The following is a 13,162-nucleotide window of genomic DNA, read 5'->3' as shown; positions in this document are numbered from 1 at the left end:
CATGAAGGAAGTACCAAAAGAACCTAAGAAACTCAGAGAAGGCTATACGACGGGCGCTTGTGCAACGGCAGCTACGAGAGCAGCTCTGCTTACGCTAATTTCAGGAGAAGTGCAAGATGAGTCAACGATTTACTTACCCGTCGGCCGCTTTGCTACGTTTCATCTTGAAGAATGCGAGTATCGCACAAGCAGCGCTGTAGCCAGCATCATTAAAGATGCTGGAGATGATCCCGATGCCACGCACGGAGCGCTGATTATTTCTGAAGTTTCGTGGTGTAATGGTGCAGACATTATCATTGATGGAGGAGTGGGAGTGGGGCGTGTGACAAAGCCCGGCCTCCCGGTTCCTGTCGGTGAAGCAGCCATTAACCCTGTTCCAAGAAAGATGCTGAAAGAAACGGCTGAACAGCTTCTAGCCCAATACAATATACAAAAAGGCGTTAAGATTGTCATCTCGGTTCCTGAAGGAGAAGAAATGGCGAAAAAGACATTAAATGCGCGTCTAGGTATTTTAGGAGGCATTTCGATACTGGGGACGCGGGGGATTGTCGTTCCGTTCTCAACAGCTGCTTATAAAGCAAGTATCGTGCAGGCAGTCAGCGTTGCTAAAGCGAGTAATTGTGAGCACGTTGTCATTACGACAGGGGGCCGAAGCGAAAAGTATGGAATGAAACAGTTCCCTGAACTTCCGGAAGAAGCATTTATCGAAATGGGAGATTTTGTTGGATTTACGTTAAAACAATGTAAAAAGCAAGGAATGAAAAAAGTATCGCTCGTAGGCATGATGGGAAAGTTTTCAAAAGTCGCGCAAGGCGTTATGATGGTTCATTCAAAAAGTGCACCCATTGATTTTAATTTTTTAGCAAAAGCAGCTTCTGAGTCAGGCGCTTCTGCTGAACTGGTAGAGGAAATAAAAGGTGCAAACACAGCTTCTCAAGTGGGGGATTTAATGACGCAAAGCGGTCATCATCAGTTTTTTGAAAAACTGTGCGAGTACTGCTGTTTATCAGCGTTAAAGGAAGTAGGGGACGGAATCGATGTCGATACGTCTCTTTACACATTAAAAGGAGATTTTTTAGGACAGGCGGTGCAACATGGCAATTAAAATTATTGGAATTGGTGACGACGGGAAGTTAAGTTTGCTTCCCATGTATGAAAAGTGGATTTACGAAAGCGATGTGCTAGTTGGAGGTAAGCGTCACCTTGATTTTTTTCAAGATTTCAAAGGAGAAAAAGTGGCGATTGAAGGAGGGCTTTCTTCTCTTGTTGAACGTTTAAAAAACGAAGAAGGAAATGCGGTTGTGTTAGCCTCAGGTGATCCGTTATTTTACGGAATAGGAAGCTATCTTTCTACTAAGCTAGACGTTGAAATATATCCTTATTTAAGTTCTATTCAGCTTGCATTCTCACGTTTAAAAGAAAGATGGCAAGACGCTTATTTTACAAGCGTGCACGGGAGAAGTATAAAGGGACTCGCTCAGCGCATAGATGGTCATAAAAAAGTAGCGATTTTAACAGATGAGCAAAATTCTCCTAGTGCTCTGGCAAACTACTTATTGTCATTTGGCATGACGGAATACAAGATGTTTGTAGCAGAGAATTTAGGAGGAGAAACGGAGCGCTGTCAGCTGCTTTCGCTGGAAGAAGCGGCTAATCAACTCTTTTCTCCGCTTAATGTCGTGATATTAAAACAGGTAGAAAAAAGCCCAGTCTGGCCTCTTGGAATAGAAGATGATGAATTTATTCAACGCAAGCCGGATAAAGGACTTATCACTAAAAAAGAAGTTCGTACACTTAGTATTAGCGCCCTGCAGCTAAAGAAAGACAGCGTCGTGTGGGATATCGGAACATGTACAGGTTCAGTGGCAATTGAAGCGGCTAAAACTGCGCGTGAAGGACAAATTTTTGCCGTGGAAAAAAATGAAGCAGACTTAGAAAACTGCAGAGAAAATCTATTGAAATTTCGAGTAGACGCCCACACTGTGCACGGAAAAGCACCGGAAGGGTTAAGTGAGTTTGCTGATCCTGATGCGGTGTTTATTGGAGGGACAGCAGGAGGCATGGAAACCATTTTGGACGTGTGCTGCAACCGATTAAATGCAGGAGGGCGCATCGTATTAAATGCCGTAACGATTGAAAATTTAGCAGAAGCGATGAAAGCTTTTAAAGAACGAGGGTTTGAGACTGCTGTTACGCTTGCACAAATTTCAAGAAGCAAGCCCATTTTACATTTAACGCGATTTGACGCTTTAAACCCCATTTATATTATTACAGCCAAAAGAGGAGAATGAATATGATTGGAACATTGTACGGACTTGGAGTTGGACCGGGAGATCCAGAACTTATTACAGTAAAAGCATTTCGTAAATTAAAAGAATCACCTGTTATCGCGTACCCGAAAAAACAAAAAGGAAGCAAAAGCTACGCCCAAAAAATTATTGATGTCTATTTCAGTGCAAATGAAAAAGATATGCTTGGCCTTGTGTTTCCAATGACAAAAGATCCTGCTGTTTTGGAAAGAAAATGGACCGAAACGGTAGAACGAGTATGGGAAAAGCTCCAGGAAGGAAAAGATGTAGCATTTGTCACAGAGGGCGACCCTATGCTTTACAGTACGTTTATTCACATGATGCGTCTAATGCAAGAACGTCACCCTGAAGCTCCGATTCAAGTAATTCCTGGTATTTCATCCATTAATGGAGCTGCATCTCGTTTAGGTATTCCGTTAGCAGACGGTGATGAACACGTAGCAATTGTTCCTGCTCGTGAAGATTATGAAACAATGAAAAAAGTATTAATGGAAAACGACTGCGTCATTTTTATTAAAGTGGCCAAAGTCATCGATTTTATGGTTGGTCTTTTAAAAGAGCTTGATCTGCTTGAAAAAGCATCAGTGGTGACAAAAGTAACGTCAGATGAAGAAATTATCTGGAAAGCTTCAGAACTAGAAGGAGCCGATTTACAATACTTAACGCTAATGGTGGTGCGAAAATGAAGTTATACATAATCGGAGCTGGACCCGGAGATCCAGATTTAATTACCGTAAAAGGCTTAAAATTACTTCAGCAAGCAGACGTTGTCTTGTACGCTGACTCACTGGTAAGTCAAGAGCTAGTTGCTAAGTCTAAACCAGGAGCTGAAGTGTTAAAAACAGCGGGTATGCATTTAGAAGAAATGGTCGGTACGATGCTTGAACGCATGCGTGAAGGAAAAATGGTTGTAAGAGTACATACCGGAGATCCTGCTATGTACGGAGCCATTATGGAACAAATGGTGCTTTTAAAAAGAGAAGGCGTTGATATTGAAATCGTTCCGGGCGTCAGCTCCGTATTCGCTGCTGCTGCAGCGGCAGAAGCAGAATTAACCATTCCAGATTTGACTCAAACGGTTATTTTAACTCGTGCTGAAGGAAGAACGCCTGTACCTGAGTTTGAAAAATTAACTGATTTAGCAAAACATAAATGTACCATTGCGTTATTTTTAAGCGCGACGCTCACAAAAAAAGTGATGAAAGAATTTATAAGCGCGGGTTGGAGTGAAGACACGCCGGTTGTAGTAGTCTATAAAGCAACGTGGCCAGATGAAAAAATTGTTCGCACAACGGTAAAAGACCTCGATGATGCTATGCGAACAAACGGCATTCGCAAGCAGGCGATGATTTTGGCAGGCTGGGCCCTTGATCCACACATTCATGACAAAGATTATCGTTCAAAACTTTATGACAAAACATTTACCCATGGCTTTCGAAGAGGAGTGAAGTCGGAATGATTCAACTCCAAGAAGGAAAAAAAGCCCTCATTACACAGCGCGGAGATTATGCCGTTGTAGCTATCACAAAACACGGCGTAGAAATTGCAAGAAATCTAGGCCGCACTTTTCAGCAGTCTGATGTGTATTACATGAGCAAGTTTGAAAAAGGAGACGAACAAGAGCAGAACATTCAGCTGTTTTCAGGAAGCGTTCGGATGCTTTTGCCTTCTCTTTTTGAATCGTATAAAGGGCTTATTATTATTATCTCACTCGGAGCAGTTGTACGTATGATTGCTCCTATTTTAAAAGATAAAAAAACGGATCCTGCGGTTGTTGTCATTGATGATAAAGGTGAAAATGTCATCAGCGTGCTTTCGGGTCATATCGGAGGAGCAAATGAGCTAACGCGTGAAGTTGCGGCAGCTCTTGAAGCTCATCCTGTCATTACAACAGCATCCGATGTGCAAAAAACAATTCCAGTTGATTTATTTGGTAAGCGCTTTGGATGGGTGTGGGAATCAGCAGAAAAACTAACCCCTGTCAGCGCTTCTGTGGTGAATGAAGAAGAAATAGCAGTGGTTCAAGAATCAGGTGAAAAGAACTGGTGGCATTATGAGCACCCTGTTCCAGCTAACATTAAAACATATTCATCGATTCAGACAGCTCTTGAAGCATCGCCACATGCAGCTTTGATCGTAACGCATCGCAATTTAAAAAAAGAGGAAGAAGCAATCTTAGAAAACGGTGTTCTTTACCGGCCAAAAGTATTAGCGATTGGGATGGGATGCAATCGAGGGACAAGTACAGCTGAAATTGAAACCGTTATTGAAAAAACGCTTGCTGAACTTCAGTTTTCAATGAAAAGTGTAAAAGCATTATGTACAATAGAGTTAAAGAAAGATGAAGAAGGGCTGTTAGAAGTGGCGTCTAAGTACGGCTGGGAGTTTGTCTATTATTCGCCCCAAGAGCTAAACAGCATAAGTATCCAACAGCCTTCAGATACTGTCTTTAAATATACAGGTGCATATGGCGTCAGTGAACCTGCTGCTATGTTATACAGCGGTGCTGATAAGCTTGAACTTGTGAAGAAAAAGTCAGGGAATGTAACCATTTCAGTGGCGCTTATTCCCTATGACTAAAGGAGAGAACAACATGTCAAACAGAAGACTCGTCATTGCCGGTACTGGAAGTGGCGTAGGGAAAACAACACTTACAATCGGGCTGATGGCAGCATTAAGACAAGCTGGTTACAGAGTTCAAGGGTTTAAATGCGGCCCCGATTATATTGATCCAACGTATCATACGGCTGTTACAGAACGAACGTCTCGAAATATAGACAGCTGGATGCTTGAACACGATATGGTTAGAGAAATTGTCGCTCGTGCTAGTGAAGATGCTGATATTTCCATCATGGAAGGAGTTATGGGATTTTTCGATGGGAAAAACCCGTTAACGAACGAAGGAACAACAGCAGAAATCAGCTTAATCACCAATAGCCCTGTCCTTTTAGTTGTCAATTGTGCTAGTATGGCTAGAAGTGCAGCGGCGATTGTAAAAGGTTTTCAGCAATTTTTACCCGAAGCGAACATCGTCGGTGTGATTGCTAACCGTGTTGGAAGTGAAGGGCATTATAAACTTGTTAAGGCAGCGATTGAGCAGGAATGTCATATCCCTGTAGTAGGCTACTTGAAAAGAAACGATGATCTTACGATTCCTGAACGTCACCTCGGGCTCATTCCGTCGATTGAACGAGGAGAGTTAACACCGTTTTTTGAACAGTTAGGAAAGCTTGTTCATGATACAATTGATATCGAAAAAGTATATGAACTGGCTTTAGCTCCTAAAATAGAAATTAATGAGCCTATCTTTACAAAGCCGTCCGTACCTCAAGTGAAAATTGCTGTAGCGAGAGATGCCGCTTTTAACTTTTATTATGAAGAAAATTTCGAATTGTTAAAAGCTTACGGAGCAGAGCTTGTAGAATTTTCGCCTTTAAAAGGAGAAATGGTTCCACAAGATGCTGACGGTCTTTATATAGGAGGCGGATTTCCAGAAGAATTTGCTGAAACGCTGGCTCAGCAAATCGATGTTAAAAATTCTGTTCGAGCAGCTATTCAAAAAGGGATTCCTACGCTTGCTGAGTGCGGAGGCTTTATGTTTTTAACAGATGGTATTGTCACAACAGATGATACATGCCATGAAATGGTGGGGCTTATTCCCGGACAAGTAAGAATGCAGACAAAATTAGCTGCTTTAGGGTACCGAGAAGTGACGGGAAAACAGGGGAATTTTTTATTTAAAGGCGATATACAAGCTAAAGGTCATGAATTTCATTATTCAACCTTTCATTCAGAGAAAGAGTTTTCGCCTGCCTATGATACAAAAGGGATGCGAGGAATGAAAGAAGAAGGCTATATGAACAATAATTTAATTGCCGGCTATACGCACTTTCATTTTGGCTCTTCTACGAAGATGGTAGAAAACTGGGTGGAACAGTGTAAAGCGGTAAAAAAAGAAAGAAGAGATGCCGTGTGACAGTTGGAAAAGTATATTTAGTAGGAGCTGGACCAGGAGATCCGAAGCTAATAACCGTATATGGAATGGAGTGTATTCAAGAAGCGGATGTTATTTTATATGACCGCTTAGCCAACGAACAGTTGTTAAACTATGCTAAAAAAGACGCGGAGCTTATTTTTTGCGGGAAATTACCGGGCAAGCACGGAGTCATCCAAGATCGTATTCACGAACTGCTTGTTGAAAAAGCGCTTCAAGGAAAAGTAGTGACGCGCTTAAAAGGAGGCGATCCTTTTGTGTTTGGCCGCGGAGCAGAGGAAGCTGAAGTACTTGCTACTCAAGGAATTCCTTACGAAGTCGTGCCTGGTATCACGTCAGGAATTGCAGCTCCAGCTTATGCGGGAATTCCAGTTACCCATAGAGATCATGCCACTTCTTTTGCGATTGTAACGGGTCATGGAAGAGAAGAAAAAGGAAAAGATTATTTAAACTGGTCAGCGCTTGCTCAAGGAATAGATACAATTGCGTTTTATATGGGCGTTGGAAATTTACCTCATATATGCAAGCAATTGATGGACCATGGACGAGATAAACATACGCCAGTAGCGCTTGTTCAATGGGGAACGACGAAGTATCAGCGCACCGTAACCGGAACGCTTTCCACAATCGAAGAAATAGCAAAAAAAGCAGAAATTGCTCATCCTGCTATCGTGCTTGTAGGTGAAGTAGTGACAATTAGAGAAAAAATAAAATGGTTCGAAGAAAGAGCGGAAAATATTCTGCTTTAATGTTAAAAGGAGGAGACAATATGACGATTATCTCACAGCTAAAAGAACGAAGAGCGGTACGAGATCATGAAGCACGTGAAGTGGAGCAAGAGAAAATCGAACAGCTCCTTGAAGCAGCGACATGGGCTCCAAATGACCGAATGAGAGAGCCTTGGAGCTTTTATGTGATTCAAGGAGAAGCAAAAAAGAAGTATGAAGAACTGGCTGAAGCTTATTTAAAGGAGCGCTTTCCTACAAAGCCCCATTTAGTAGAAAGTTCGTTAAAAGCAGTAAAAAATACGCCTGTACATATCGTCGTAACTGCTGACACAGTTGAAGGAGACGACGAAGCCACTGAAGACAACAAATATGCGGTTTCATGCGCGATTCATTCCATGTGGCTAGCAGCTAAAGAACTAGGTCTTGGATTCGTTTGGAGAACAAGAGGCGTTGGTCTTGTTCGAGACGAGAGGCTGTATGAGTTTATCGGCAAGCCTTCAGGTAAAGTCGTAGTAGGAAACGTATTTCTAGGCTATCCAAATGAAGAGTCTCTTACAAAAATGAAAGAGCCTGCTAGAACACCGTTTACAGAAAAAACAACATGGCTGTAAACTGAAATTCGAAGAAAAAGAGGTTTTTAGATTGAAAGACAAACGGGGTCTTACGTTAATTTATACCGGAGACGGTAAAGGAAAAACAACCGCTGCTTTAGGTCTTGCGTTGCGCGCTACGGGACGCGGACAAAAAGTATTAATGATTCAATTTATTAAATCTCCTCAGCGTACATATGGCGAAAAGCTTATGTTTGACAGAATAGGAATTGAAATGATTCAAACAGGAGTCGGCTTTACGTGGACAAAAACACCGCCTGAACATCGTGAAGCTTTGCAAAAAGCTTGGGCGCTAACGAAGGAAAAAATCTTCTCGAACGAATATGATGTAGTTATTTTAGACGAGTTAAATAATGCACTGGCTATCGAGAAATTTCCTATTGATGATGTGCTACCGCTACACGAAGTAATTGACCTTATTGAAAAGCGCCCTGAGCATATGCATTTGATCATTACCGGGCGTTCTGCCAAAAAAGAAGTGATGGATGCAGCAGATCTTGTGACGGAAATGAAGCCTCATAAACATTATTATGATGAAGGAATTCCTGCTGTAAAAGGAATTGAATTTTAAAAAGCCCTCAGTGAAGAGGGCTTTTTTTATTGAGCAGGGGCATCTACTTTTTCAGCTTGCCAGTAAAATTGGCTAATGACATCAGACAGTGCTTTTGTTGTGTTGGTTAGTTCATCAAAGTTATTATCAACTCCGCCCACTTCAATTAAAATCGCATTTTTAGAAACATCTTGGTTATATACACCGTTACCGCTGGATTTGTTTTTGCCAATAACTCCACGGCTTAACCCAGGATATTTCTTTTCAAGACCTTCATGAAGCGCTTTTGCCATTTTTAAGTTTTGTTCAAAGTTTTGATTCGCTTTCCCTAAAACAAACACAACTTTTGCATACGATTTATTGTTAATCTTAATGGTTGTATTATCTTTTCGAAGCGAATCTCGGTGCAAATCGATAAAGTAAGTTAAATCTCTATTCTCAGTCATCGCCGTTTCAATTACTGTGCGAGACATGGCGTACGATTGGTTGGTGTTCCAGCCTTTTTCTTTTAATTTCTGTCCAATATTGGTTTGATCCACTTCTGCCCCAATTCCCTGAGCCTCTAAATCTTTTCCTAGCATATTTGCGACTATATTAATATTGGTTTTGCTATCTACAGCTTTATTAGCATCTGGATCACCTTCAAGTCCTAATAGAGGCAAGTAAGATTCCCAGCTGTGCGTATGATAAATATAAAATACCTTTTTTCCGCCAGTTGTATTATTATTTGGAGCATTCGTACCATTGTTTTCTTTAGGTTGCTGAACTTTTGTAGTAGAATTTCTTTCTTTTAGCGTTTCATCTAACGGCGGTGCAGATTCTCTAGGGAAATTTGTGAAATTTGTGCCTTCACCGGCGATGATAATATTGGAGTCGTAAATACTGAATCCAGGAAGTTCTGAACCAAACAAGCTTCTCGCGTCTTCTGCTCGAATACTTGTTGATAACTCTAGCAGTGTAGAAGAAAGACCTGGAGGCGAGTAATTTTTATCAAAAGCCGTTGAAAAGTGGTGGTTTTCTTGGCTCATCAAATAATAAAGGCTCTCCGCTTTATGCTTCGATAACGTTTGATAGACAATAGAAGAATTGAACTGTTCTTTAAATGCTGAGTAACTTACTAGAACAATGATAGATGATGTCATTAAAACAATGGATAAAATAACAAGAACCATCTTATATGTTAACACTACAAAATTGGCGCGATTACTAGATTTCAATGGCGAAATCTCCTCTCTATGTCAGCATAAGGCTAATAGGTATGAAGGACTTTGCTAATCTAGTAATGATTATATGAATGGAGATTTCTAATTATGATAAGCATTTAATAGAGAAAGTAGTCTTCAAAATCAAAAAAGAAGAATCACGCGAGATATAATCTCATATTCTCCGTGATTCTTCTTCAAATAGACGTCGGATGGCTTCGCCTTTTGGAGTGAGGCTGAATCCTTTTTTCTCTTTTTTAAGCAGCTGATAGTTTTGTAATTCTTGTAGATACGTAACGATGCACTTGCGCTTTACGGAATTTAATAATCCAAATGCGGGTATTTTATCGAGCTCTTTTTGACGAATACTGTTAGTAGAAACACCTTCTAAAATTTGTACGTAACTCTGCTGAGTTTCCGTGTTCTTTAAGGTATCTATAAGTGTTAGTAACCGTAGCATTTGGTTTGAATCAAAAGTTATTTGACCGATTTTTAGCGGAGTCGAAAGCAGATCCTGACGCTGCTTATGAAGTTCATTTTCTATCTTAGCGCTTATTTCTGTCAGTTTCTTTTCTATTTCGTTTGGATCCATACAACATGTAAATTTGTTTGGTTCCTGCAGCAGGGTGACATCTGGAAAATCCCATTGCGAAAACCATTGAATGGAACCAACTTCGAGATTTGCATTCGGTGTTTTTACTTGTAATACCTTTTGAATGAAGGAAAGAAAGGGATCGTTTTCCTGTAAAACTTGTCTTTGATTAAGTTGATAAGTGGTTAGGCTGCACAATTTGTCTTGGATTTCTTTGATGTGCACTTCATGATGCTTTAAAAGACTTTTCCATTTAAAAAAGACCAGTAGTTTTTGAATCACTTCTTCATTTTCATCTATAATCTCTTCGAACTGGCGCTGAGTTGTAGCTAAGCGTTTCGCTGCTAGCACTACATTATACTCATCATCGAGTGAAATGGCATCATTTGTGACATCATATGTTACGGCGAGACCTCTGTTTTCTGAAGTTAAGCGAATGATCTCATTCTTCTTGAGATAACTCATTCATTGCTCGCTCAAAGTAGTCATTTAAACGTCCAAGTAGCCCTTTAGTATGTTTACTTCCTACGGACCGAATCGATTTATTTTTGCGTCCGAGCGGAAGGAATGTTAAGTGGCTGTAAGCTGTAAAATCAACAGGCAAATTTTCTGGTAAAGTCATTTGGCTAACTCCTTTCATCTATTTAGTATTTTACCTATTAAAGAAGAGAAGAAAAAGTTTTAGTGTGTCTTGAATATAAGAGTTATTTTTAAGAATTTTCTGTTAATTATTCTCTAGAAATCAAGAAAAGGGATTCAAAGTAATTTTGAATGGGTATAGTAATAAAAATTTTGACATATATTATCGAATATATATGAATGTTGTCAAAAAAAACAACAAAAGTGATGATTCATCCAAAGGAGGAAGCTTATGGAGAATAAAGGTCCGTTTAAAAAGACGATATCCCTGTTAGATTTAACATTGATTGGATTAGGGGCTATTTTTGGCTCCGCTTGGCTGTTTGCCGTTAGTAATGTCGCTACGCAAGCCGGTCCTGCAGGAAGTTTTTCTTGGGTTATTGGTGGAGTTATTATTTTATTAATAGGCCTTGTATACGCTGAGCTAGGGGCTGCCTTGCCTCGTACAGGAGGAATTATTCGATATCCTGTTTATTCACACGGTCATCTTGTAGGCTATATGATTTCATTTATTACTATTGTAGCGTACACTAGCTTAATCGCTATCGAAGTAACAGCTGTGAGACAGTATGTGGCCTACTGGTTTCCGGGTTTAACAAAATCTGGATCTGATTCACCGACGATATCTGGATGGATTCTACAATTTGTGTTGCTTTGCTTATTCTTTTTACTCAATTACTGGAGTGTAAAAGCATTTGCAAAATCGAATATTATCATTTCTATTTTTAAATATTTTGTACCGCTTACAGTAATCGTAACGCTGGCATTTTATTTTAAGTCAGGAAACTTTACGATGGGAGAGTTTGCTCCCGGGGGGTTTGATGGTATCCAGGCCGCCATTGCCACAGGCGGGGTTATGTTTGCCTACTTAGGCCTTCATCCAATTGTATCTGTAGCTGGAGAGGTGAAAAATCCTCAGCGTAATATTCCAATTGCTCTTGTGATTTGTATCATTCTAGCAGCTCTCATTTATACTGCCCTACAAGTATTATTTATCGGAGCTATTCCATCTGACATGATTAAAGGCGGTTGGTCCGGCATTCAAGATAAATTCTCACTGCCATTTAAAGACATCGCTGTTGTTCTTGGCCTTGGCTGGCTAGCAACACTTGTTATTTTAGACGCTATTTTATCACCGGGTGGTAACGGTAATATTTTTATGAATACAACATCTAGACTTATCTATGCTTGGTCTCGTAACGGTACGCTATTTAAAACGTTTGCTCATGTGGATAAAAAAACAGGGATTCCTCGATCATCTCTATGGCTTTCATTAGGACTTTCGATTTTTTGGACACTGCCATTTCCTTCATGGAATGCACTCGTAAACGTATGCTCTGTTGCGCTTATTCTTTCTTACGCGATTGCACCAATTTCATCAGCGGCCTTTATGGTGAACGCAAAAGATTTGGAAAAGCCTTTTAAATTAAGAGGAATGAGTATAATTGGTCCATTATCCTTTATTTTTGCTTCCTTTATTGTCTACTGGTCAGGATGGAAGACTATTTCATGGTTGTTAACTTCTCAATTGGTTATGTTTGTTATATATTTGATTTTTGCTAAATATGTGCCTAAAAACGAAGTAAGTCTTCGTCAGCAGATTAAATCAACTTGGTGGTTAGTTGCTTATTATATCATCATGCTCTTTATTTCTTATATTGGTTCGTTCGGCGGAGGAAAGGGTTTGATCGATACGCCTGTAGACTTAATTATCATAGCGGTCGTATCTCTTGGGATTTATTATTGGGCTAAATATACGGGCCTTCCAAAAGCGCTTATTGATTACGATCACCATCCTGAACAGGAGGAAAAAGCACCTGTATAACCTGTAAAGCAGCGATATTCGCTGCTTTTTTCTATGTTATTTGAACATGAAATTCTAAAGTTTGTCGTATAATTTAGTAGGAAAGAAGGAATTAGCACATTATTGTTTAATTAATGTAATGTAACCGTTTTAAATCCAACGCTTGGAGGAAGAGTATGATTGAAAAAATAATAAATTCACTTCGAAAGCGGCTGTGGGAAAACAATAATGTTATAGAAGTGTGTAAAAATGAAGGAGAAGTATACAGAACCACGTGTACTTTTTTTGATGGAGTAAGCAAGAATCAACTGAATGTTTTTGAAGAAGAAATGCATGTATCACTTCCTGAAGACTACAAGCAGTTTTTGCAGCTAACAAATGGGTGTAATTTGTTCATTGATGCTGACAAAAAAATAGCAGGGAATCTTTATAGCTTAGAAGATGTAAGAGAAACAGCTTATAAAAGTCAGAGTCTCTATATGACAATTGGGTCTGTTGGAGAAGAAGAGATTATCATTGACTCCAAAAAATCAGCGCACTCTGCATATATAATAGTAAAAAAGCGGAACGCATCGTTTCAAGATGCACATGTATTACATATGAATTTTCAGAAATGGCTGGATTGTTTTATAGTGAGTCAAGGGAATTGTTTTTGGCACTGGAATGAGCTTTGTAATAAAGTTCATTCAACGGACAAAAAGACGACGGCTCAATAATATTATCTTCTAATAAA

At 39.9% G+C, this 13,162-nt stretch carries 14 protein-coding genes; 11 read left to right on the top strand and 3 right to left on the bottom strand.

Annotation, left to right across the window (positions count from 1 at the left end):
• Position 1 precedes the first annotated feature (1 nt).
• Genes POF52_RS21040 through cobO form a run of 9 tightly spaced genes read left to right on the top strand, consistent with a single transcriptional unit; the run spans position 2 to position 8,213 of the window.
• Complete coding sequence (locus POF52_RS21040; RefSeq protein WP_176585396.1) at positions 2-1,105, top strand: cobalt-precorrin-5B (C(1))-methyltransferase; 1,104 nt, start codon at positions 2-4, stop codon at positions 1,103-1,105.
• Positions 1,095-2,291: a precorrin-6y C5,15-methyltransferase (decarboxylating) subunit CbiE gene (gene cbiE, locus POF52_RS21035; RefSeq protein ID WP_271994609.1), complete on the top strand. Its 1,197-nt coding sequence runs from the start codon at positions 1,095-1,097 to the stop codon at positions 2,289-2,291. The genes POF52_RS21040 and cbiE overlap by 11 nt, the downstream gene beginning before the upstream one ends.
• A gap of 2 nt (positions 2,292-2,293) precedes the next feature.
• On the top strand, positions 2,294-2,995 hold the full coding sequence (gene cobI, locus POF52_RS21030) for a precorrin-2 C(20)-methyltransferase (RefSeq protein WP_271994607.1): 702 nt from the start codon (positions 2,294-2,296) through the stop codon (positions 2,993-2,995).
• Positions 2,992-3,768, top strand: coding sequence for a precorrin-4 C(11)-methyltransferase (gene cobM, locus POF52_RS21025; RefSeq protein WP_025751698.1), 777 nt, complete (start codon positions 2,992-2,994; stop codon positions 3,766-3,768). Before cobI ends, cobM begins: the two co-directional genes overlap by 4 nt.
• Positions 3,765-4,889: a cobalt-precorrin 5A hydrolase gene (locus POF52_RS21020; RefSeq protein ID WP_016764361.1), complete on the top strand. Its 1,125-nt coding sequence runs from the start codon at positions 3,765-3,767 to the stop codon at positions 4,887-4,889. Before cobM ends, POF52_RS21020 begins: the two co-directional genes overlap by 4 nt.
• A 13-nt stretch (positions 4,890-4,902) precedes the next feature.
• Positions 4,903-6,285, top strand: coding sequence for a cobyrinate a,c-diamide synthase (locus POF52_RS21015; RefSeq protein ID WP_047933575.1), 1,383 nt, complete (start codon positions 4,903-4,905; stop codon positions 6,283-6,285).
• Positions 6,282-7,052, top strand: a complete 771-nt coding sequence (gene cobA / locus POF52_RS21010; RefSeq protein WP_025751701.1) for a uroporphyrinogen-III C-methyltransferase — start codon at positions 6,282-6,284, stop codon at positions 7,050-7,052. The genes POF52_RS21015 and cobA overlap by 4 nt, the downstream gene beginning before the upstream one ends.
• A gap of 20 nt (positions 7,053-7,072) precedes the next feature.
• Positions 7,073-7,642, top strand: a complete 570-nt coding sequence (locus POF52_RS21005) for a nitroreductase family protein (RefSeq protein WP_016764358.1) — start codon at positions 7,073-7,075, stop codon at positions 7,640-7,642.
• A 31-nt stretch (positions 7,643-7,673) separates the two neighbouring features.
• Entirely contained in the window at positions 7,674-8,213 is a 540-nt protein-coding gene (gene cobO, locus POF52_RS21000) for a cob(I)yrinic acid a,c-diamide adenosyltransferase (protein ID WP_255323526.1), read from the top strand.
• A gap of 26 nt (positions 8,214-8,239) precedes the next feature.
• Here the strand turns inward: cobO and spoIIP are convergent, their stop codons facing one another.
• From spoIIP to POF52_RS20985, 3 genes are all read right to left on the bottom strand, one after another.
• Entirely contained in the window at positions 8,240-9,409 is a 1,170-nt protein-coding gene (gene spoIIP, locus POF52_RS20995) for a stage II sporulation protein P (RefSeq protein ID WP_013083408.1), read from the bottom strand.
• A 160-nt stretch (positions 9,410-9,569) separates the two neighbouring features.
• A complete protein-coding gene (locus POF52_RS20990) occupies positions 9,570-10,451 on the bottom strand; it encodes an RQC domain-containing protein (protein ID WP_271994600.1) in 882 nt (293 codons plus the stop codon).
• Positions 10,429-10,608, bottom strand: a complete 180-nt coding sequence (locus POF52_RS20985; RefSeq protein WP_271994599.1) for a hypothetical protein — start codon at positions 10,606-10,608, stop codon at positions 10,429-10,431. Before POF52_RS20985 ends, POF52_RS20990 begins: the two co-directional genes overlap by 23 nt.
• A gap of 249 nt (positions 10,609-10,857) precedes the next feature.
• Between POF52_RS20985 and POF52_RS20980 the strand changes: the two genes are divergently transcribed.
• Positions 10,858-12,450: an APC family permease gene (locus tag POF52_RS20980; protein ID WP_013057301.1), complete on the top strand. Its 1,593-nt coding sequence runs from the start codon at positions 10,858-10,860 to the stop codon at positions 12,448-12,450.
• A 155-nt stretch (positions 12,451-12,605) separates the two neighbouring features.
• Positions 12,606-13,145: an SMI1/KNR4 family protein gene (locus POF52_RS20975; protein ID WP_013057300.1), complete on the top strand. Its 540-nt coding sequence runs from the start codon at positions 12,606-12,608 to the stop codon at positions 13,143-13,145.
• Positions 13,146-13,162: the final 17 nt, after the last annotated feature.

The organism is Priestia sp. AB (assembly GCF_028369225.1).
Taxonomy (GTDB): Bacteria; Bacillota; Bacilli; order Bacillales; family Bacillaceae_H; genus Priestia; species Priestia megaterium.
The sequence above is the reverse complement of the archived record's forward strand: the minus strand, read 5'-3'. Positions and strand labels throughout refer to the sequence as shown.